Annotated in this window: 28 protein-coding genes; all 28 read right to left on the bottom strand. The window is 68.7% G+C overall.

The genetic code is table 11. The features are described from left to right. Window positions 1–105: 105 nt before the first annotated feature. Window positions 106–549, bottom strand: a complete 444-nt coding sequence (gene rplO, locus AB0G13_RS11850; protein WP_121399885.1) for a 50S ribosomal protein L15 — start codon at window positions 547–549, stop codon at window positions 106–108. After that, the gene (rpmD, locus tag AB0G13_RS11845) at window positions 549–731 is read right to left on the bottom strand and encodes a 50S ribosomal protein L30 (RefSeq protein ID WP_074314584.1); all 183 of its coding nucleotides are present in this window, start codon (window positions 729–731) and stop codon (window positions 549–551) included. The genes rplO and rpmD overlap by 1 nt, the downstream gene beginning before the upstream one ends. Further along, window positions 731–1,345, bottom strand: a complete 615-nt coding sequence (gene rpsE / locus AB0G13_RS11840; RefSeq protein WP_007073019.1) for a 30S ribosomal protein S5 — start codon at window positions 1,343–1,345, stop codon at window positions 731–733. The genes rpmD and rpsE overlap by 1 nt, the downstream gene beginning before the upstream one ends. Before the next feature lie 33 nt (window positions 1,346–1,378). Next, on the bottom strand, window positions 1,379–1,756 hold the full coding sequence (gene rplR, locus AB0G13_RS11835; protein ID WP_172894548.1) for a 50S ribosomal protein L18: 378 nt from the start codon (window positions 1,754–1,756) through the stop codon (window positions 1,379–1,381). 8 nt (window positions 1,757–1,764) lie between these two features. Continuing rightward, the gene (gene rplF / locus AB0G13_RS11830; RefSeq protein ID WP_121399887.1) at window positions 1,765–2,307 is read right to left on the bottom strand and encodes a 50S ribosomal protein L6; all 543 of its coding nucleotides are present in this window, start codon (window positions 2,305–2,307) and stop codon (window positions 1,765–1,767) included. A 16-nt stretch (window positions 2,308–2,323) separates the two neighbouring features. After that, window positions 2,324–2,731: a 30S ribosomal protein S8 gene (rpsH, locus tag AB0G13_RS11825; RefSeq protein WP_013288624.1), complete on the bottom strand. Its 408-nt coding sequence runs from the start codon at window positions 2,729–2,731 to the stop codon at window positions 2,324–2,326. Between the two features lie 118 nt (window positions 2,732–2,849). Then, window positions 2,850–3,035: a type Z 30S ribosomal protein S14 gene (locus AB0G13_RS11820; RefSeq protein WP_088998358.1), complete on the bottom strand. Its 186-nt coding sequence runs from the start codon at window positions 3,033–3,035 to the stop codon at window positions 2,850–2,852. A gap of 1 nt (window position 3,036) precedes the next feature. Beyond that, complete coding sequence (gene rplE, locus AB0G13_RS11815; RefSeq protein WP_123240579.1) at window positions 3,037–3,606, bottom strand: 50S ribosomal protein L5; 570 nt, start codon at window positions 3,604–3,606, stop codon at window positions 3,037–3,039. Next, complete coding sequence (gene rplX / locus AB0G13_RS11810; RefSeq protein WP_172896341.1) at window positions 3,606–3,926, bottom strand: 50S ribosomal protein L24; 321 nt, start codon at window positions 3,924–3,926, stop codon at window positions 3,606–3,608. The genes rplE and rplX overlap by 1 nt, the downstream gene beginning before the upstream one ends. Next, window positions 3,923–4,291 (bottom strand): 50S ribosomal protein L14, encoded by a 369-nt coding sequence (gene rplN, locus AB0G13_RS11805; protein WP_007465279.1) that lies wholly within the window; start codon window positions 4,289–4,291, stop codon window positions 3,923–3,925. Before rplN ends, rplX begins: the two co-directional genes overlap by 4 nt. 97 nt (window positions 4,292–4,388) lie before the next feature. Next, window positions 4,389–4,664, bottom strand: a complete 276-nt coding sequence (gene rpsQ, locus AB0G13_RS11800) for a 30S ribosomal protein S17 (RefSeq protein ID WP_088998356.1) — start codon at window positions 4,662–4,664, stop codon at window positions 4,389–4,391. Then, a complete protein-coding gene (gene rpmC, locus AB0G13_RS11795; protein WP_007073028.1) occupies window positions 4,661–4,897 on the bottom strand; it encodes a 50S ribosomal protein L29 in 237 nt (78 codons plus the stop codon). Before rpmC ends, rpsQ begins: the two co-directional genes overlap by 4 nt. Beyond that, complete coding sequence (gene rplP / locus AB0G13_RS11790; RefSeq protein ID WP_007465292.1) at window positions 4,897–5,322, bottom strand: 50S ribosomal protein L16; 426 nt, start codon at window positions 5,320–5,322, stop codon at window positions 4,897–4,899. The genes rpmC and rplP overlap by 1 nt, the downstream gene beginning before the upstream one ends. A gap of 3 nt (window positions 5,323–5,325) precedes the next feature. Beyond that, window positions 5,326–6,183, bottom strand: a complete 858-nt coding sequence (gene rpsC, locus AB0G13_RS11785) for a 30S ribosomal protein S3 (protein ID WP_357872461.1) — start codon at window positions 6,181–6,183, stop codon at window positions 5,326–5,328. Further along, window positions 6,183–6,641: a 50S ribosomal protein L22 gene (gene rplV, locus AB0G13_RS11780; protein WP_091102565.1), complete on the bottom strand. Its 459-nt coding sequence runs from the start codon at window positions 6,639–6,641 to the stop codon at window positions 6,183–6,185. The genes rpsC and rplV overlap by 1 nt, the downstream gene beginning before the upstream one ends. Before the next feature lie 40 nt (window positions 6,642–6,681). Beyond that, window positions 6,682–6,963, bottom strand: coding sequence for a 30S ribosomal protein S19 (rpsS, locus tag AB0G13_RS11775; protein WP_088647003.1), 282 nt, complete (start codon window positions 6,961–6,963; stop codon window positions 6,682–6,684). A 12-nt stretch (window positions 6,964–6,975) separates the two neighbouring features. Further along, entirely contained in the window at window positions 6,976–7,815 is an 840-nt protein-coding gene (gene rplB, locus AB0G13_RS11770) for a 50S ribosomal protein L2 (RefSeq protein WP_091627702.1), read from the bottom strand. A gap of 12 nt (window positions 7,816–7,827) precedes the next feature. Beyond that, complete coding sequence (gene rplW, locus AB0G13_RS11765) at window positions 7,828–8,130, bottom strand: 50S ribosomal protein L23 (protein ID WP_088998352.1); 303 nt, start codon at window positions 8,128–8,130, stop codon at window positions 7,828–7,830. Further along, the gene (gene rplD, locus AB0G13_RS11760; protein WP_101412800.1) at window positions 8,127–8,777 is read right to left on the bottom strand and encodes a 50S ribosomal protein L4; all 651 of its coding nucleotides are present in this window, start codon (window positions 8,775–8,777) and stop codon (window positions 8,127–8,129) included. The genes rplW and rplD overlap by 4 nt, the downstream gene beginning before the upstream one ends. Beyond that, window positions 8,774–9,439 carry a 50S ribosomal protein L3 gene (rplC, locus tag AB0G13_RS11755; protein WP_357872457.1) on the bottom strand — a complete coding sequence of 222 codons (666 nt, stop codon included), beginning with the start codon at window positions 9,437–9,439 and terminating at the stop codon, window positions 8,774–8,776. The genes rplD and rplC overlap by 4 nt, the downstream gene beginning before the upstream one ends. Before the next feature lie 11 nt (window positions 9,440–9,450). After that, window positions 9,451–9,759 carry a 30S ribosomal protein S10 gene (rpsJ, locus tag AB0G13_RS11750; RefSeq protein WP_007073037.1) on the bottom strand — a complete coding sequence of 103 codons (309 nt, stop codon included), beginning with the start codon at window positions 9,757–9,759 and terminating at the stop codon, window positions 9,451–9,453. 350 nt (window positions 9,760–10,109) lie between these two features. Continuing rightward, window positions 10,110–11,303, bottom strand: coding sequence for an elongation factor Tu (gene tuf / locus AB0G13_RS11745; protein ID WP_088998349.1), 1,194 nt, complete (start codon window positions 11,301–11,303; stop codon window positions 10,110–10,112). Window positions 11,304–11,521: 218 nt separating this feature from the next. Further along, window positions 11,522–13,618, bottom strand: coding sequence for an elongation factor G (gene fusA, locus AB0G13_RS11740; RefSeq protein ID WP_357872454.1), 2,097 nt, complete (start codon window positions 13,616–13,618; stop codon window positions 11,522–11,524). A gap of 75 nt (window positions 13,619–13,693) precedes the next feature. Continuing rightward, a complete protein-coding gene (rpsG, locus tag AB0G13_RS11735; protein ID WP_077938296.1) occupies window positions 13,694–14,164 on the bottom strand; it encodes a 30S ribosomal protein S7 in 471 nt (156 codons plus the stop codon). A 1-nt stretch (window position 14,165) separates the two neighbouring features. Further along, complete coding sequence (gene rpsL, locus AB0G13_RS11730) at window positions 14,166–14,540, bottom strand: 30S ribosomal protein S12 (RefSeq protein WP_014440718.1); 375 nt, start codon at window positions 14,538–14,540, stop codon at window positions 14,166–14,168. 492 nt (window positions 14,541–15,032) lie between these two features. Beyond that, complete coding sequence (locus AB0G13_RS11725) at window positions 15,033–15,380, bottom strand: hypothetical protein (protein WP_357872480.1); 348 nt, start codon at window positions 15,378–15,380, stop codon at window positions 15,033–15,035. Window positions 15,381–15,831: 451 nt separating this feature from the next. Further along, window positions 15,832–16,203 carry a hypothetical protein gene (locus AB0G13_RS11720; protein ID WP_357872451.1) on the bottom strand — a complete coding sequence of 124 codons (372 nt, stop codon included), beginning with the start codon at window positions 16,201–16,203 and terminating at the stop codon, window positions 15,832–15,834. A 110-nt stretch (window positions 16,204–16,313) separates the two neighbouring features. Beyond that, window positions 16,314–20,201 carry a DNA-directed RNA polymerase subunit beta' gene (locus AB0G13_RS11715; protein WP_357872448.1) on the bottom strand — a complete coding sequence of 1,296 codons (3,888 nt, stop codon included), beginning with the start codon at window positions 20,199–20,201 and terminating at the stop codon, window positions 16,314–16,316. Window positions 20,202–20,359 lie beyond the last annotated feature (158 nt).

The following is a 20,359-nucleotide window of genomic DNA, read 5'->3' as shown; positions in this document are numbered from 1 at the left end:
CGGCTACATAAACCGAATCCGATGTTACCCGGCGCACACGTGCCAGGCAGAGCATGGCGCCCGCCCAGTTGCGACAACTGAGCGGGCGCCATGGTCGTACAGCCCTTACAGCTCGGTGACGGAGCCACCGGCGGCGGTGATCTTCTCCTTGGCCGACGCGCTGAACGCGTGCGCCGACACCTGGAGGGCGACCCCGCCGAGGTCCCCGGTGCCGAGGACCTTGACCGGGTGGCCCTTGCGGACCGCGCCGGCCTCGACCAGCTCGAGCGGGCCGACCTGGCCGCCGTTCGGGAACAGCTCGGCGAGCCGGTCCAGGTTGACCACCTGGAAGACCACCTTGAACTTGTTCTTGAAGCCCTTCATCTTCGGCAGGCGCATGTGGATGGGCATCTGCCCACCCTCGAACGCCGCCGAGATGTTCTTGCGGGCCTTGGAACCCTTGGTACCGCGACCGGCGGTCTTGCCCTTGGAGCCCTCACCGCGACCCACGCGGGTCTTCGCGGTCTTGGCACCGGGCGCCGGGCGCAGGTGGTGGACCTTGATCGTCATTACTCGACCTCCTCGACCTTCACGAGGTGGTTGACCGTGAAGATCATGCCGCGGATCTCCGGACGGTCCTCCTTGACCACCACGTCGTTGATCCGCTTGAGACCGAGCGAACGCAGCGAGTCACGCTGGTTCTGCTTGGTCCCGATCCCGGACCGGACCTGGGTGACCTTCAGGCGAGCCATCAGGAAGCCACCCCCGCCCGCGACGCCAGCATGGCGGCCGGCGCGACGTCCTCGACCGGCAGGCCACGACGGGCGGCGACGGCCTCGGGGGACTCGAGCCCCTTCAGCGCCGCCACGGTGGCGTGCACGATGTTGATCGGGTTCGACGAACCGAGGCTCTTGGAGAGCACGTCGTGGATACCCGCGCACTCCAGCACGGCACGCACCGGACCGCCGGCGATGACACCCGTACCGGCGGACGCCGGCTTGAGCAGCACCACACCGGCCGCGGCCTCACCCGTCACCGGGTGCGGGATCGAGGAGGCGATCCGCGGCACCTTGAAGAAGTGCTTCTTGGCCTCCTCGACGCCCTTGGCGATGGCCGCGGGCACCTCCTTGGCCTTTCCGTAGCCCACACCGACGGTGCCGTCGCCGTCGCCCACGATCACCAGGGCGGTGAAGCTGAAGCGACGACCACCCTTCACGACCTTGGCGACGCGGTTGATCGCGACGACCCGCTCGAGGTGCGGGGTCTTCTCGACGGGCGCGTTTCCGCGGCCGCCCTCACGGCGGTTGTCGCGGCGACCACCCTCGTTGCCACCGGACCCGCCGCCACGGCGCTGTTGACCTGGCATCAGCAGCCTTCCTTCTCTCTCGTGACGGGGTTTCTAGAACTCGAGCCCGGCTTCGCGGGCGGCGTCGGCAAGCGCGGCTACCCGCCCCGCGTACCGGTTGCCACCGCGGTCGAAGACGACCTTGGAGACGCCGGCGGCCTTGGCCCGCTCGGCGAGCAGGGCGCCGACCTTGCCGGCCAGGGCGCTCTTGTCGCCCTCCGCGCCGCGCAGCGAGGCGTCCAGGGTCGAGGCCGACGCCAGGGTGTGACCCTTGGTGTCGTCCACGATCTGGGCGACGATGTGCCGCAGGGAGCGGGTGACCACGAGGCGGGGACGCTCGGCGGTGCCGCTGACGTTCTTGCGGACCCGGAAGTGCCGGCGCGCACGCCCGACGGCACGCTTGGCGGCGACGCCGCGGCGGCGCTTGAGCAGCGTGGCGCTCACTTCTTACCTGCCTTTCCAGCCTTGCGGCGGATGACCTCGCCCTGGTACTTCACGCCCTTGCCCTTGTAGGGCTCCGGCGGGCGGATCTTCCGGATGTTGGCGGCAACCTCACCGACAAGCTGCTTGTCGATGCCGGCCACGTGGAACAGCGTCGGCTTCTCCACCGTGAAGGTGATGCCGGCGGGCGCCGCCACGTGCACCGGGTGCGAGAACCCGAGCGCGAACTCCAGGTCCTGGCCCTTGGCGGTCACGCGGTAACCGGTGCCGGCGATCTCCAGGCTCTTGCGGTAGCCCTCGGTGACGCCGACGATCATGTTGGCGACCAGGGTACGGCTGAGGCCGTGCAGTTCCTTGGCCTTGCGCTCGTCGTTCGGGCGGTTGACGTTCAGCTGCCCGTCCTCGGCCCGGTCGATCGTGATCGGCTCGGCCAGGGTGTGCGAGAGCTCGCCCTTCGGGCCCTTGACCTTGACGGTCTGCCCGTCGATCGTGATGTCGACGCCGGCTGGCACCGGGATCGACTTACGTCCAATACGCGACATTTCTACCTGTCTCCCGTTACCAGACGAAGGCGAGGACTTCCCCGCCAACGCTCCGCTTGCGGGCCTGCCGGTCGGTGAGCAGCCCCTGGGACGTCGAAATGATCGCCACGCCCAGCCCGCCGAGCACCCGCGGGAGCCCGTCCGACTTGGCGTAAACCCGCAGACCGGGCTTGGACACTCGCTTGATGCCGGCCAGGCTCCGCTCCCGGTTCTGGCCGTACTTCAGCTCGACGACCAGTCGCTTGCCGACGGCGCCCTCCTCGGGCTCCTCGACCGACCAGGTGGCGATGTAGCCCTCGGCCTTGAGGACCTCGGCGATGTTCGCCTTGATCTTCGAGTAGGGCATCGTCACCCGGTCGTGGTACGCCTGGTTGGCGTTACGCAGACGCGTGAGCATGTCTGCGATCGGGTCGGTCATCGTCATGGATTTCGTCAGCCTTTCTCGCCGGGGTTCCCGGGGCCTTCCGCCCCGGGCCTACGGCGAAGAGCAATACGTGATCGGTGCAAGGGGTCCCGGCCTGGCGGCCGGGACGCGGTCGCCCTTACCAGGAAGCCTTGGAAACGCCCGGCAGCTCACCGCGGTGGGCCATCTCCCGGATGCAGACCCGGCAGAGACCGAACTTGCGGTAGACCGCCTTGGGACGCCCGCACCGCTGGCAGCGGGTGTACGCGCGAACCGAGAACTTCGGCTTCGCGGCCGCCTTGTGGATCAGCGCCTTCTTGGCCATCTCAGTTCTCCTTGAACGGGAAGCCCAGGAGCTTGAGCAGCGCCCGGCCCTCGTCGTCGGTCGTGGCGGTCGTGACCACCGTGATGTCCATGCCCCGCTGCCGATCGATCTTGTCCTGGTCGATCTCGTGGAACACCGACTGCTCGGTCAGACCGAACGTGTAGTTGCCGTGCCCGTCGAGCTTGCGCCCGTCCAGACCACGGAAGTCACGGATACGCGGCAGCGCGATGGACAGCAGCCGGTCCAGGAACTCCCACATCCGGTCGCCGCGAAGGGTCACCTTCGCGCCGATCGGCATGCCCTCGCGGAGCTTGAACTGCGCGATGGACTTGGTCGCCCGCCGCACCTGCGGCTTCTGGCCGGTGATGGTGGCCAGGTCCCGGACGGCGCCGTCGATCAGCTTGGCGTCCCGGGCTGCCTCGCCGACACCCATGTTGACGACGATCTTGACCAGCCGCGGCACCTGCATGGGGTTGCCGTAGTTGTGCTGCTCCTGCAGCTGCGCCACGATCTCGTTGCGGTACCGCTCCTTGAGGCGCGGCATGGTCTTGGTTTCGGTAGCCGTGGTCATCACAGGTCCTTACCGGTGCTACGCGCGATGCGGACCTTCTGGCCGTTTTCGTCGATCCGGTAACCGACGCGGGTCGGCTTGCCGTCGGAGTCCAGGACCTGCACGTTCGAGACGTGGATCGGGGCCTCCTGGGTGACGATGCCACCGGTCTTGGCGCCACGCTGGGTGGTGCTGATGCGGGTGTGCTTCTTGACCCGGTTCACGCCCTCGACCAGGACCTTGTCCTGCCGCGGGTAGGCCGCAATGACCTTGCCCTTGGCACCCTTGTCCTTGCCGGCGATGACGACGACCGTGTCGCCCTTCTTGACCTTCACGGTCACAACACCTCCGGCGCGAGAGAGATGATCTTCATGAACCGCTTGTCCCGCAGCTCCCGACCCACCGGGCCGAAGATACGGGTACCGCGCGGGTCCCCGCCGTCCTTGATGATGACGGCGGCGTTCTCGTCGAAGCGGATGTACGAACCGTCCGGCCGCCGCCTCTCCTTGGCGGTGCGAACGACGACGGCCTTGACGACGTCGCCCTTCTTCACACCGGCACCGGGGATCGCGTCCTTGACGGTGGCCACGATGACGTCGCCGATGCTCGCGTAGCGCCGACCGGAGCCACCGAGAACCCGGATGCACAGGATCTCCCGAGCACCCGTGTTGTCGGCGACGCGCAGTCGCGACTCCTGCTGAATCACGTCTATCTCCTATGTCTGCCGGTTCTCCGGCCGCGCACGGCGGCCGGAGCCTGGCGGAACCCGCGCCCGACTGACGCCGGGCGAGCTCGAGCCTTCGCTACTTGGCCTTTTCCAGGATCTCCACGAGCCGCCACCGCTTCGTGGCGGACAGCGGCCGGGTCTCCATGATCAGGACCCGGTCGCCGATGCCGGCGGTGTTCTGCTCGTCGTGCACCTTCAACTTGCTGGTACGGCGCATGATCTTGCCGTACAGCGCGTGCTTGACCCGGTCCTCGACCTCGACGACGACGGTCTTTTCCATCTTGTCGCTGACCACGAGGCCCTCACGCACCTTGCGGCGGGCCCGCGCGGCGGCGGTGGTGTTCTCGCTCATGATGCAGTCACCTCAGTCGGCGCGGCCGAGAGACCCAGCTCGCGCTCACGCATGATCGTGTAGATCCGGGCGATCTCCCGACGGATGACCTGCAGCCGCCGGTTGTTGTCCAGCTGGCCGGTCGCGGCCTGCACGCGGAGGTTGAACAGCTCCGCCTTGGCCTCGCGCAGCTTCGTGACCAGCTCCTCCTCGGAGAGCTCACGCAGCTCGGAGGCCTTAACGCCCGCTGCCATCAGGATTCACCCACTTCGCGCGTAACAATGCGGCACTTCATCGGGAGCTTGTGGATCGCGCGACGCATCGCCTCTCGCGCGATCTGCTCGTTGGGGAAGGACATCTCGAAGAGAACCCGCCCCGGCTTGACGTTGGCGACCCACCACTCGGGCGAACCCTTACCGGAACCCATCCGGGTTTCCGCCGGCTTCTTGGTGAGAGCCTGGTCCGGGAAGATCGTGATCCAGACCTTGCCACCACGCTTGATGTGGCGGGTCATCGCGATACGCGCCGACTCGATCTGGCGGTTGGTCACGTACGCCGGCTCGAGAGCCTGGATCCCGAACTCGCCGAACACCACCCGGTTACCACCCTTGGACGCGCCACTGCGGTCCGGGTGGTGCGGCTTGCGGAAGCCCTTCGGGGGCTTGCGCGGCATCAGCATCTGTCAGCCCTCCTGCTGCGTTTCTGCCGCGGCGGCGACGGCGGCGGGATCCACCGCGTCACCACTCGGCGTCTCGGCCTGCTGCGCGATGGTCGTCGCGGCGGCGGCCCTGCCGGCCTCGGTGCCGCCGGCGGTCGTGCCGGACGAGCCGGACCGGCCACGGCGCGGCCGCTCCGGGCGGTCGCCACGGTCACGGCGCGGGCGTGCCGGCGCCTCGGCCGGGGTCTCCCGACCCGGCACCGCGTCGCCCTTGTAGATCCAGACCTTGACGCCGATCCGGCCGAAGCTCGTACGGGCCTCGAAGAAGCCGTACTCGATGTTGGCCCGCAGCGTGTGCAGCGGGACCCGGCCCTCGCGGTAGAACTCGGTCCGGCTCATCTCGGCGCCGCCGAGACGACCCGAGACCTGGACCCGGATGCCCTTGCAGACCGGGTTCTTCATCGCGGACTGCATGGCCTTGCGCATCGCCCGACGGAAGCTGACCCGGCTGGAGAGCTGCTCGGCCACACCCTGTGCGACGAGCTGCGCGTCCGACTCGGGGTTCTTCACCTCGATGATGTTCAGCTGGACCTGCTTGCCGGTCAGCTTCTCGAGCTCGCCGCGGATCCGGTCGGCCTCCGCACCCTTACGGCCGATGACGATGCCCGGCCGGGCGGTGTGGATGTCGACGCGGACCCGGTCGCGGGTGCGCTCGATGTCGACCTTGGAGATGCCGGCGCGCTCGAGGCCCTTGGACATCATGCGGCGGATCTTGACATCCTCGCCGATGTAGTCCTTGTAGAGCTTGTCCGCGAACCAGCGGGACTTCCAGTCGGTCGAGATGCCGAGCCGGAACCCGTGCGGGTGAACCTTCTGACCCATTACTCGGCGCCCTCCGTCTTGCTCTGCGTCTCAGCCGGCTCCGCCTGCTTCGCCGGGGCCGCCTTCTTCGCGGCCGCCTTCTTCGGCGCGGCCGGCGCCACCGCCTCGACCGCGACGGTGATGTGGCAGGTGCGCTTGCGGATCCGGTACGCCCGGCCCTGGGCCCGCGGCTGGAACCGCTTCATGGTCGGGCCCTCGTCCACGTACGCCTCGCTGACGAGCAGCGCGTCGGGGTCCAGCCGCTCGTTGTTCTCCGCGTTGGCGATCGCGCTAGCGAGCACCTTGTACACCTGCTCGCTCGCAGCCTGCGGCGCGAACTGCAGCACCGTGAGCGCCTCCTTCGCGGGCAGGCCGCGGACGAGGTTGACCACCCGGCGCGCCTTCATCGGCGAGATGCGCACGTGCCGCGCAACCGCCCGCGCGCCCGGAAGCACCGGAGCGTCGCCCTTTCCTGGCATCGCTGTAACCCCTTGTTCCTCTATCCGTATGCCCGCGGCGTCAGCGCCGACGGCTCTTCCGGTCGTCCTTCTCGTGACCCTTGAACGTGCGGGTCAGCGCGAACTCGCCGAGCTTGTGCCCGACCATCGCCTCAGTCACGAACACCGGGACGTGCTTGCGTCCGTCGTGCACGGCGATCGTGTGACCCAGCATCTCCGGGATGATCGTCGAGCGCCGCGACCAGGTCTTGATGACGTTCTTCGAGCCCTTGTCGTTCTGCGTCTCCACCTTCTTGAGCAGGTGGTCGTCGATGAACGGGCCCTTCTTCAGGCTGCGAGGCATGTCTTATCTCCCTCAGCCGCGCTTACGCGTGGCGTAGCGGCGGCGGACGATCAGCCGGTCACTCGGCTGGCCCTTACGACGGGTGCGGCCCTCGGGCTTACCCTGCGGGTTGACCGGGTGGCGACCACCGGAGGTCTTACCCTCACCACCACCGTGCGGGTGGTCGACCGGGTTCATGGCGACACCACGGACGGTCGGGCGCTTGCCCTTCCACCGCATGCGGCCGGCCTTGCCCCAGTTGATGTTCGACTGGTCGGCGTTGCCGATCTCGCCGATGCTGGCGCGGCAGCGGACGTCGACCCGCCGGATCTCGCCGGACGGCATGCGCAGGGTCGCGTACACGCCCTCACGGCCGAGCAGCTGGATGCCGACGCCGGCCGAGCGGGCCAGCTTGGCGCCGCCGCCCGGACGCAGCTCCACGTTGTGGATCGTGGTACCGACCGGGATGTTGCGCAGCGGCAGGTTGTTGCCCGGCTTGATGTCCGCGCCCGGACCCGACTCGACGCGGTCGCCCTGCTTCATGTCCTTCGGCGCGAGGATGTAACGCTTCTCGCCGTCGGCGTAGTGCAGCAGCGCGATGCGCGCGGTGCGGTTCGGGTCGTACTCGATGTGGGCGACCTTCGCCGGCACGCCGTCCTTGTCGACCCGCTTGAAGTCGATCAGACGGTACTGGCGCTTGTGACCGCCACCGTGGTGCCGCGCGGTGATCCGGCCGTGGGCGTTACGCCCGCCCTTCTTCGGCAGCGGAGCCAGCAGCGACTTCTCGGGCGTCGACCGGGTGATCTCAGCGAAGTCGGCGACGCTGGAGCCACGCCGGCCCGGCGTCGTCGGCTTGTACTTACGGATAGCCATTGTCTACACCCCTCAGCTGACCGGGCCGCCGAAGGCCTCGATACGGTCACCGTCAGCCAGCTTCACGATCGCCCGCTTGGTGGCCTTACGCTGCCCGAAACCGGTCTTGGTCCGCTTGCGCTTGCCCTGGCGGTTGAGCGTGTTGACCGTCAGGACGCGGACGTCGAAGATCTGCTGGATCGCGATCTTGATCTCGGTCTTGTTCGCGTCCGGGTGCACCAGGAAGGTGTACCAGTTGCGGTTCAGCTCGCTGTAGCTCTTCTCCGAGACGACCGGCGCCACGATGATGTCGCGCGGGTCGGCGATCGTGCTCACTTGCCACCCTCCTCGGTGGTCTCGGCGGGAACACCCAGGAACTCGTCCAGGGCGTCCTTGGTGAAGACCACGTCGTCGGCCACCAGCACGTCGTACGTGTTGAGCTGGCCGGCCTCGATCAGGTGCACCCGCGGCTCGTTGCGCAGCGACACCCAGTTCAGCTCGTCGGTGCTGCTCAGCACGACCAGGACCCGGCGGGCCTCGGTCAGCTTCGCCAGCGTGGCCAGGGCGGCCTTCGTCGACGGCTTCTCGCCCGAGACGAACGCCTCGACGACGTGCACCTGCCCGGCGCGGGCCCGGTCGGAGAGGGCGCCACGCAGGGCGGCGGCCTTCATCTTCTTCGGGGTCCGCTGGCTGTAGTCGCGCGGCACGGGGCCGTGCACGACGCCACCGCCGGCGAACTGCGGCGCGCGGATCGAGCCCTGCCGGGCGCGACCGGTGCCCTTCTGCTTGTACGGCTTCTTGCCGCCACCGGCGACCTCGCCGCGGGTCTTGACCTTGTGCGTGCCCTGCCGGGCCGCCGCGAGCTGAGCCACCACGACCTGGTGCATCAGCGCGACGTTGGCCTGGACGTCGAAGATGTCGGCGGGCAGCTCGACGGAGCCGCTCTTGGAGCCTTCGACGGTGAGGACGTCAACGGTGGTCACTTGGCCGCACCGCCCTTCTTCGCCTTGGTCTTGGCCGCGGTACGGACCAGGACCAGCGCGCCCTTGGGGCCGGGAATGGCGCCGCGGACGAGCAGGAGGTTGTTCTCGGTGTCGACCGCCTGGACGGTCAGGTTCTGGACGGTGTAGCGCACGCCACCCATCCGGCCGGCCATCCGGGTGCCCTTGAAGACACGACCCGGGGTGGCGCAGGCGCCGATGGAGCCCGGCGAGCGGTGCTTGCGCTCGACACCGTGGCTGGCGCGCAGACCGTGGAAGCCGTGCCGCTTCATCGGGCCGGCGTAGCCCTTGCCCTTGGTCTTGCCGGTCACGTCGATCGAGACGCCGGCCGGGAACTCCTCGACCGTGATCTCCTGGCCGAGCGTGTAGTCCGCCGCGTCGGCGGTGCGCAGCTCGACGATGTGGCGACGCGGCGCGACGTCGGCCTTCGCGTAGTGCCCGCTGATCGGCTTCTTGACCTTGCGCGGGTCGATCGTGCCGTACGCCAGCTGGACCGCGGAGTAACCGTCCTTTTCGGCGCTACGAACCTGGCTGATGACGCACGGGCCGGCCTCGACCACGGTCACCGGGACAACACGGTTGTTGTCCCAGACCTGGGTCATGCCGAGCTTTGCGCCCAGGATCCCCTTGACTTGCCTGTCCATTTGTCCGGTCCCTACAGCTTGATCTCGATGTCGACGCCAGCCGGCAGGTCGAGGCGCATGAGCGAGTCGACCGTCTTCGGGGTCGGGTCGATGATGTCGATCAGCCGCTTGTGCGTGCGCATCTCGAAGTGCTCGCGCGAGTCCTTGTACTTGTGCGGCGAGCGGATAACGCAGAAACGGTTGATCTCCGTGGGCAGCGGCACCGGGCCCGCGACCTGCGCCCCGGTACGCGTCACCGTCTCGACGATCTTCCGAGCCGAGGAGTCGACGACCTCGTGGTCATAGGCCTTGAGCCGGATGCGGATCTTCTGTCCCGCCATGGTGGCTTCTGTTCCTTCTCTCGATGCCGCTGTGTTGCGGGCGCCTGTACCGGCTGGCACAGGCCCACTTCGCCGACCCCCGCGGTCGGGCGTGTCGCGCCCTCGGGCCAGGCTCCGCCCCGGGACTCCGGAGCGACTCTGACCGCGCGGTGGGTCAAGGCGTCGATCGCACTACCGCGACCTGAACGCCGTGCGAGGGTGGTTGGCGGACGGGCCGCCAACCACCCTACGCTCGACCGTCCTGCCACCCGGAGGTTCAGCGAAAGCCGAACACAGGCAGCGAACTGTCGTTACGCAACCTGACTAGTATGCCGCACGACCGGCGGCGGGTCTAATCGGGGTTACCTAGCTCACTTGATGATCTTGGTGACGAACCCGGCGCCGACGGTGCGGCCACCCTCGCGGATCGCGAACTTGAGGTTCTCCTCCATGGCGATGGGCTGGATCAGCTTCACCGTCATGGTGGTGTTGTCACCCGGCATGACCATCTCGGTGCCCTCGGGGAGCGTGACGACACCGGTGACGTCCGTGGTCCGGAAGTAGAACTGCGGACGGTAGTTCTGGAAGAACGGGGTGTGCCGGCCGCCCTCCTCCTTGGAGAGGATGTAGACCGTCGCCTCGAACTCCGTGTGCGGGGTCGTGGTGCCCGGCTTGATGACGACCATGCCGCGCTCGACGTCCTCGCGCTTGATGCCACGCAGCAGCAGACCGACGTTCTCGCCCGCGCGGGCCTCGTCGAGCAGCTTGCGGAACATCTCGATGCCGGTGCAGGTGGTCTTCATCGACTTCTCGCGGATGCCGACGATCTCCACCTCCTCGTTCGGCTTGAGCACGCCGCGCTCCGCGCGACCGGTGACGACCGTGCCACGACCGGTGATCGTGAAGACGTCCTCGATCGGCATGAGGAACGGCTTCTCGGTCTCGCGCTCCGGCTGCGGGATCGCGGTGTCGACCGCGGTCATCAGGTCCAGCAGCTTGCCGGTCCACTCGGGGTCACCCTCGAGGGCCTTCAGCGCGGAGACCCGGACGACCGGCAGGTCGTCACCCGGGTAGTCCTGGTTCGACAGCAGCTCACGGACCTCGAGCTCGACGAGCTCCAGGAGCTCCTCGTCGTCGACCATGTCGCTCTTGTTGAGCGCCACGACGATGTACGGCACGCCGACCTGGCGGGCCAGCAGCACGTGCTCGCGGGTCTGCGGCATCGGGCCGTCGGTCGCCGCGACCACCAGGATCGCGCCGTCCATCTGCGCGGCACCGGTGATCATGTTCTTGATGTAGTCGGCGTGACCGGGGCAGTCGACGTGCGCGTAGTGCCGCGCCTCGGTCTGGTACTCGACGTGCGCGATGGAGATCGTGATGCCGCGGGCCTTCTCCTCCGGCGCCTTGTCGATCTCGTCGAACGGCGTGTACGGGTTCAGGTCCGGGTACTGGTCGTGCAGGACCTTGGTGATGGCCGCCGTCAGCGTCGTCTTACCGTGGTCGATGTGACCAATGGTGCCGATGTTGACGTGCGGCTTAGTCCGCTCGAACTTCGCCTTCGCCACTGGGTCCTCCTGTGGACTTCTTGGTTCGTTCGCCCCGGCGCGCCGGTCGGCGCTTAGGACTCTGTCGACAGCCTTTCCGGCCTGGCGGCCGGAGAGCTTTGGTGGGTTCTGCGGCGATGAAGCCTACAGGCCCGGTCTCACGCATCCCGATCGAGGTGGCCGCGGGCGGGAACACCCTCCCGCGACCGCCCCGGATCATCGATCACTTCAGGTGAGGGTCACTCACCCGTCGCCTTGGCGATGATCTCCTTCGCGACCGAGGCCGGAACCTCGGCGTAGGAGTCGAACTGCATGCTGTAGCTAGCCCGGCCCTGGGTCTTCGACCGCAGGTCGCCGACGTAGCCGAACATCTCCGACAACGGCACCAGAGCCCGGACGACGCGGGCGCCGCTGCGCTCCTCCATCGCCTGGATGATGCCGCGGCGGGAGTTGAGGTCGCCGATGACGTCACCCATGTTCTCCTCAGGAGTGGTGACCTCAACGGCCATCATCGGCTCGAGCAGCGCGGGGTCGGCCTTGCGGGCCGCCTCCTTCATCGCCATCGAGCCGGCGATCTTGAATGCCATTTCCGACGAGTCGACCTCGTGGTACTGGCCGTCCACCAGCGTCAGCTTGACACCCACCAGCGGGAAGCCGGCGAGGATGCCGTACTGCATGGCGTCCTGCGCGCCCGCGTCCACCGACGGGATGAACTCCCGGGGGATGCGGCCACCGGTCACCGCGTTGGCGAACTCGTAGGTCGGGGCGTCGTTGCCCAGCGGCAGCGGCTCCAGGCTGATGATCACCCGGGCGTACTGGCCGGAACCACCGGTCTGCTTCTTGTGGGTGTACTCGACCTTCTCCACCTTGCGGCGGATGGTCTCGCGGTACGCCACCTGCGGCTTGCCGATGTTGGCCTCGACGTTGAACTCGCGGCGCATCCGGTCGACCAGGATGTCCAGGTGCAGCTCGCCCATGCCGGAGATGACCGTCTGGCCGGTCTGGTCGTCCAGCTTGACGCGGAAGGTCGGGTCCTCCTCGGCCAGCCGCTGGATGGCGGTGCTGAGCTTCTCCTGGTCGGCCTTGGTCTTCGGCTCGATGGCCACCTCGATGACCGGCTCCGGGAAGGTCATCGACTCCAGGATGACCGGGTTCGCCGGGTCGCACAGCGTGTCACCGGTGGTGGTCTGCTTGAGACCCTGCACCGCGATGATGTCGCCAGCCTGGGCCGAGCTGCGCTCTTCCCGCTTGTTGGCGTGCATCTGGTAGATCTTGCCGATCCGCTCCTTGCGGTCCTTGGTGGAGTTGACCACCTGGGAGCCGGACTCGAGCGTGCCGGAGTAGATCCGGACGTAGGTGAGCTTGCCGAGGTGCTTGTCCGTCTGGATCTTGAAGGCGAGGCCCGAGAAGGGCTCCGACTTCGACGGCTTCCGCTGCATCGGGGTCTCGCCGTCGGTGGCCGTACCCTCGATCGCCGGGATGTCCAGCGGCGACGGCAGGTACGCGACGACCGCGTCGAGCATCGGCTGGATGCCCTTGTTCTTGAAGGCGGTGCCGGTGAGGACCGGGTTGGCCTTGCCGTCGATGGTGGCCCGACGGATGGCGGCCTTGATCTCCTCGACGGAGATCTCCTCGCCCTCCAGGTACTTCTCCATCACCGCGTCGTCGACGTCGGCCAGGGTCTCCATCAGCTTCTCGCGCCACTCCGCGGCGGAGTCGGCGAGGTCGGCCGGGATCTCCTCGATCGCGTAGTCCTCACCCTTCTGCGTCTCGCCGCGCCAGGTGAGGGCCCGCATCTCGACCAGGTCGACCACGCCGATGAAGTCGGACTCGGCGCCGATCGGGATCTGGAGGACCAGCGGGGTGGCGTTGAGCCGGTCGATCATCATCTGCACGCAGCGGAAGAAGTCGGCACCGGTCCGGTCGAGCTTGTTGACGAAGCACATCCGGGGGACGTTGTACTTGTCCGCCTGCCGCCAGACGTTCTCCGTCTGCGGCTCCACGCCGGCGACGCCGTCGTAGACCGCGACCGCGCCGTCCAGCACCCGCAGCGACCGCTCGACCTCGACCGTGAAGTCGACGTGGCCGGGCGTGTCGATGATCTGGATCGTGTGGCCCTTCCACTCACACTTGGTAGCAGCGGAGGTGATGGTGATACCACGCTCCTGCTCCTGCTCCATCCAGTCCATGACGGCACCGCCCTCGTGGACCTCACCGATCTTGTACGTGATGCCGGTGTAGAACAGGATCCGCTCGGTGGTGGTGGTCTTACCGGCATCGATGTGGGCCATGATGCCGATGTTGCGTACGTTGGCGAGCGCGTCTGCGGCGGCCACTTCAATCCCTACTTATCGTCGTCTCGACACAACTGGTGGCGGTTCCGGCGCCACGAGGGCGCCGGAACCAGGGTGTTACCAGCGGTAGTGCGCGAAGGCCTTGTTGGACTCGGCCATCTTGTGGGTGTCCTCGCGCCGCTTGACGGCGGCACCGAGGCCGTTGCTCGCGTCCAGCAGCTCGTTCATCAGCCGCTCGATCATGGTCTTCTCGCGACGGGCGCGGGAGTAGGTGACCAGCCAGCGCAGGCCCAGGGTGGTCGCCCGGGCGGGGCGGACCTCGACCGGGACCTGGTAGGTGGCGCCACCGACGCGGCGGCTGCGCACCTCGAGGGTCGGCTTGACGTTGTCCATCGCCCGCTTGAGGGTGACGACCGGGTCGGTGCCGGACTTCTCACGGCAGCCCTCGAGGGCGGCGTAGACGATGCGCTCGGCGAGCTGACGCTTACCGCGCAGGAGGATCTTGTTCACCAGCTGGGTGACCAGCGGCGAGTTGTACACCGGGTCAGCGACCAGCGGCTTCCGCGGAGCGGGTCCCTTGCGCGGCATGTCAGCTCTTCTCCTTCTTCGCGCCGTAACGGCTGCGAGCCTGCTTGCGGTTGCGGACACCCTGGGTGTCCAGCGAACCGCGGACGATCTTGTAACGCACGCCGGGGAGGTCCTTCACACGGCCGCCACGGACGAGCACGATCGAGTGCTCCTGCAGGTTGTGGCCGACGCCCGGGATGTAGGCGGTCACCTCGATCTGGCTGCTGAGCTTGACACGAGCGACCTTGCGCAGCGCCGAGTTCGGCTTCTTCGGGGTGGTGGTGTACACGCGGGTGCACACGCCGCGCCGCTGAGGGGAACCCTTCAGCGCCGGGGTCTTGGTCTTACTCGTCTTCGCCTGGCGGCCCTTTCGGACCAGCTGCTGGATCGTGGGCACCGGGTTTCTCCGCTCCCTTCGACCGCCTGGTGGCGGCCGCACCGTCTGCCGTAGCCGACCTGATGGCCGACTCTCCTACATTCCGACCAGGGCCACCTCGCGGTGGTCCCGGCACCCGCGGTCGGGCGTGTCGCCCAGCTCACGGCCCCGGCACCGACGCTCGCGCATGTCGACCGGGTCTTGCACCGGCGCACGGCAGGCCGCGCGCCGGGTCTTTGGCTTTGTCGTGCTCCCACGCGATCTCCGGCTCACCGGATCCAGCGCACGCACGAGTTGCCCGGGCTTGCCCGGGCACAAGGGGAAAGAGTACCTACCACAACCGCACAGGTCAAAACGGAGCGGCTGGCAGAGCGTCCACCGCCCGCCGATCGAACCCGTCACGCCTACCCGCCCGTGGTGGGCACCTACAGATCCAAGTGTACCGGCTTCCCCGCGGACCGGCCCGTCGACCCCGTCACGGCCGTGGCCACGCCCCACGGCGGGGCCCCGGCGTCACCCGAGCGCCAGCAGCAACGCCAACCCCAGGCCGAGCAGGCTCAGCAGCAGCCCCGCCCCGCCGCAGCCGACCCCGGCCACCGCGAGGCCCCGCCCGGTGAACCGGACCGCCGGCGGGGCCGCCGGGCGTCGGATCTGCCGCATCCCCAACAGGCCCGCCACGACGGCGCCCGCGCCGGCCAGGACACCCAGCACCGTGAAGGCGCCGGCCGCCCAGGCGCCGTCCACGCCGCCGACCGCGCCGACGCAGATCACCAGCAGCGCGACCAGGGTCGAGGCGATCCCGGCCACCAGCGAGCCCACGGCCAGGCCGGAGGTGACCGGCGGCACGTCGAGGTGCACCACGCCGAACGGCGTACCCGCGACCGGGTCGACCCGCTTCGGCGGCCGGGCGGCCTCGCGCGGCGGCGGGGGCGTCGGGGCCGGGCCCCAGCCCCCGGCCGGCGACGGGCCCACCGCCCCGGACGAGGCCCCCCAGGGGGACAGCGACGACGGGCGCGGGTCCTCACCCGCGGACGAGGCGCCCCAGGGCGACACCGGCGGCGGATACCCCGGCGCGACGGACGGGGTGCCCTGGCCCACGTCGGGCCGCGCCCACTGCGTCCCGCCGGGCGGGACGTCGGGATTCGCGGCGGGGGGCGCCACGCGATCGCTGCCCGGGTAGCGCGCCGGTTCCGTCACGGGTCCTCCTGTCGACGTCTCGGCGTCCACCGCCGCGCGACGGACACCGGGCCAGGCTACCGCCGCCCGCCCGACGGCCGGCGCCCGGCGCGACCCGGCACCCCCGGGCGGTCGGTCAGTCCACGTTCGGTGCGAAGTCCTGCCCGTAGGGCGTGTCGGCGAGGCGGACCACCCCGAGCACCACCGCGGCCACCAGGCTGACGGCGGCCAGCACCAGGCCAGCCCAGGCCAGCCGCTCCCCCCGGCGCAGCCAGGCGGCACCGGTCAGGAAACCCCCCGAGGCGTACGCCTCCCGACGCGCCTGGCGGGCGAGCTGGAGCGCCACCGTGGCCGGCACCACGCCGCCGACGAACAGGCCGGTCAGCGCCCCGATCAGGCCCAGTGCGAAGACCGCCCGCGCCTTGGTGGCCCGGGTCGGGTCCGGGTCGAGCGGATGGCGGGGCAGCCCCGGCTGGGCGACGGGCGCCGGCCCGGGTGCGGTCGTCATGCCCCCATCATGCCCCGGCCCGGTCCGCCGCGGCGCCCGCACGGGCCACCCCGGTCCCGGGACGCGGCGAGGCCCCCGGCGGGTGCCGGGGGCCTCGTCGATCGTGCTGCTTAGCGGTACGACCCGAAGTCGAAGTCGTCCAGCGGAACCGCCTGGCCGCTGGCCGGCCCGAAGCCGTAGTCGGTCTCCGGGTAGCCGGTCATCGAGTAGACCTTGGCCTTCGCCTCCTCGGTCGGCTCGACCCGGACGTTGCGGTACTTGCTGATGCCCGTACCGGCCGGGATGAGCTTACCGATGATCACGTTCTCCTTGAGGCCGACGAGCGAGTCGCTGCGCGAGTTGATCGCCGCGTCGGTCAGCACCCGGGTGGTCTCCTGGAAGGAGGCCGCCGAGAGCCAGGAGTCGGTGGCCAGCGAGGCCTTGGTGATACCCATCAGCACCGGACGACCGGCGGCGGGCTCGCCGCCCTCGGAGACGAGTCGGCGGTTCTCCGACTCGAACAGCGCCCGGTCGACCAGCACGCCCGGCAGGAACTCGGTCGAGCCGGAGTCGATGACCGTCACCCGCTTGAGCATCTGGCGGATGATGATCTCGATGTGCTTGTCGTGGATGAGCACACCCTGCGAGCGGTAGACCTCCTGGACCTCACTGGTCAGGTGGACCTGAACCGCCCGCGGACCCATGATCCGCAGCAGCTCGTGCGGGTCGATGGTGCCCTCGGTCAGCTTCTCGCCGACCGCGACGTGACCGCCGTCGTGGGTCCGCAGCCGGACCCGCTTGGAGATCTTGTCGTAGACGATCTCGTCGCTGCCGTCGTCCGGCACCACGATGATCTTCCGCGAGCGCTCGCCGTCCTCGATCCGGATCCGACCGGGGGTGTCGGCGATGGGCGCCTTGCCCTTCGGGACCCGGGCCTCGAAGATCTCCTGGACACGGGGCAGACCCTGGGTGATGTCCTCACCGGCGACACCACCGGTGTGGAAGGTACGCATCGTCAGCTGCGTACCGGGCTCACCGATCGACTGGGCGGCGATGATGCCGACCGCCTCGCCGACGTCCACGGTCTTGCCGGTCGGCAGCGAACGGCCGTAGCACGCACCGCAGACGCCCAGCTTCGACTCGCAGGTGAGCACGCTGCGCACCCGGACCGTCTCCACCCCGGCGGCGACGATCTTGTCGACCAGGATCGAGTTGATGTCCTGGCCGCGCTCGGCGACGACGACGCCGTCCGGCCCCTTGATGTCGTCGGCCAGCGTCCGCGCGTGCACGCTGGTCTCGGCGTGCTCGTGCACGACCAGCTTGCCGTCGAGCCGCTCGCCGATCTGCATCGGGATGGCGCGGTCGGTGCCGCAGTCCTCCTCGCGGATGATGACGTCCTGCGAGACGTCCACCAGACGACGGGTCAGGTAACCCGAGTCGGCGGTACGCAGGGCGGTGTCCGCGAGGCCCTTGCGGGCACCGTGCGTGGAGATGAAGTACTCCAGCACGGACAGACCCTCCCGGTAGCTGGCCTTGATCGGCCGCGGGATGATCTCGCCCTTCGGGTTGGCCACCAGACCACGGATCGCCGCGATCTGCCGGAGCTGGAGGAGGTTACCGCGGGCGCCCGAGTTGATCATCTTCCACAGCGGGTTCTCCTGCGGCAGGGCGGTGTCCATCTCCTTGGCGACCTCGTTCGTCGCCTTGGTCCAGATCTGGATGAGCTCGCCGCGACGCTCCTCCGGGGTCATCAGACCGCGCTGGTACTGCTTGTCGATCTGGTCGGCTTCCTTCTCGTACCGCTCCAGGATCTCCCGCTTGCGCGGCGGGGCGATGACGTCCTCCATGCCGATCGTCACGCCGGACCAGGTGGCCCAGTGGAAGCCGGCCTCCTTGAGCCCGTCCAGGGTGGCGGCCAGCGCCACCTTGGGGAAGCGCTCGGCGAGGTCGTTGACGATCGCGGAGAGCTGACCCTTGCGGATCTCGTAGTTCACGAAGCGGTAGCCCTGCGGCAGCGTCTCGTTGAACAGCACCCGGCCGAGGGTCGTCTCCACGGTCAGCGGCTCGCCCTCGACCCAGCCCTCCGGGGCGGACCACGCCTCGGCGCCGGCACCGTTGTCGACCCCGACCACGCCACGCAGGCGGATCTTCACCGGGGCCTGGAGGTGCAGCTCGCCGTTGTCGTACGCCATCCGCGCCTCGGCGTCCGAGCTGAACGCCCGGCCCTCGCCCTTCTCGCCCGCCGTGAGGTGGGTGAGGTGGTAGAGGCCGATGACCATGTCCTGGGTGGGCATGGTGACGGGCTTGCCGTCGGCCGGCTTGAGGATGTTGTTCGACGACAGCATCAGGATCCGCGCCTCGGCCTGGGCCTCGGCGGACAGCGGCACGTGCACCGCCATCTGGTCACCGTCGAAGTCGGCGTTGAACGCGGTGCAGACCAGCGGGTGGATCTGGATGGCCTTGCCCTCGACGAGCTGCGGCTCGAAGGCCTGGATGCCCAGGCGGTGCAGGGTCGGCGCCCGGTTCAGCAGGACCGGGTGCTCGCCGATGACCTCTTCCAGCACGTCCCACACGACCGGCCGCTGCCGCTCGACCATCCGCTTGGCGGACTTGATGTTCTGCGCGTGGTTGAGGTCGACCAGCCGCTTCATCACGAACGGCTTGAACAGCTCCAGCGCCATCTGCTTGGGCAGGCCGCACTGGTGCAGCTTGAGCTTCGGGCCGACGACGATGACCGAACGGCCGGAGTAGTCGACGCGCTTGCCCAGCAGGTTCTGCCGGAACCGGCCCTGCTTGCCCTTGAGCATGTCGGAGAGCGACTTCAGCGGGCGGTTGCCCGGCCCGGTGACCGGCCGGCCGCGACGGCCGTTGTCGAACAGCGCGTCGACGGCCTCCTGGAGCATCCGCTTCTCGTTGTTGACGATGATCTCGGGCGCGCCGAGGTCGATCAGCCGCTTGAGGCGATTGTTCCGGTTGATCACGCGGCGGTACAGGTCGTTCAGGTCGGAGGTCGCGAAGCGGCCACCGTCGAGCTGCACCATCGGGCGCAGGTCCGGCGGGATGACCGGCACGCAGTCGAGCACCATGCCGAGCGGCGAGTTGCGGGTGTTCAGGAACGCCGCGACGACCTTGAGCCGCTTGAGCGCCCGGATCTTCCGCTGGCCCTTGCCGGAGCGGATGGTCTCGCGCAGGTTCTCGGCCTCGGCGTCGAGGTCCATGTTCTGGACCAGCGCCTTGATGGCCTCGGCGCCCATGCCGCCGGTGAAGTACTCGCCGAACCGGTCCCGCAGCTCGCGGTAGAGCAGTTCGTCGGTGACGAGCTGCTTCGGCTCCAGCTTGCGGAAGGTGTCCAGCACCTCGTCCAGGCGGTCGATCTCGCGCTGGGCCCGGTCGCGGATCTGGCGCATCTCGCGCTCTCCGCCCTCCTTGACCTTGCGCCGGACGTCCGCCTTGGCACCCTCGGCCTCCAGCTCGGCCAGGTCGGCCTCGAGCTTGGTGGCCCGCTTCTCGATCTCCGAGTCGCGGCTGTTCTCGGCCTGCCGCTTCTCGGCCAGGATCTCGTTCTCGATCGTCGAGAGGTCACGGTGACGCGACTCGGCGTCCACGCTGGTCACGACGTACGAGGCGAAGTAGATGATCTTTTCGAGGTCCTTGGGGGCGAGGTCCAGCAGGTAGCCCAGCCGGCTCGGCACGCCCTTGAAGTACCAGATGTGGGTCACCGGGGCGGCGAGCTCGATGTGCCCCATCCGCTCACGGCGGACCTTCGACCGGGTCACCTCGACGCCGCAGCGCTCGCAGATGATGCCCTTGAACCGGACCCGCTTGTACTTACCGCAGTAGCACTCCCAGTCCCGCTGCGGACCGAAGATCTTCTCGCAGAAGAGCCCGTCCTTTTCCGGCTTCAGGGTGCGGTAGTTGATCGTCTCAGGCTTCTTGACCTCACCGTGCGACCACTGACGGATGTCGTCAGCGGTGGCGAGGCCGATGCGCAGCTCGTCGAAGAAGTTGACGTCGAGCACTATGTCCCCTATGTCGTCGTCTGTACTGCTAGCTAGTGGGTGGGGTCGGGAGCCGGCGAGCCGGCCCGCCTCCCCGGACAACAGAACAAAAAGAGCCAGCCCCGCAGGCCCCCCCGGGGGGGGAAGACCACCAACCCACCCCGGGGGGAAACCAACAA

Source organism: Micromonospora sp. NPDC023633, assembly GCF_040640035.1.
Lineage (GTDB): Bacteria > Actinomycetota > Actinomycetes > Mycobacteriales > Micromonosporaceae > Micromonospora.
This window is presented reverse-complemented; position numbering and strand designations above follow the sequence as displayed.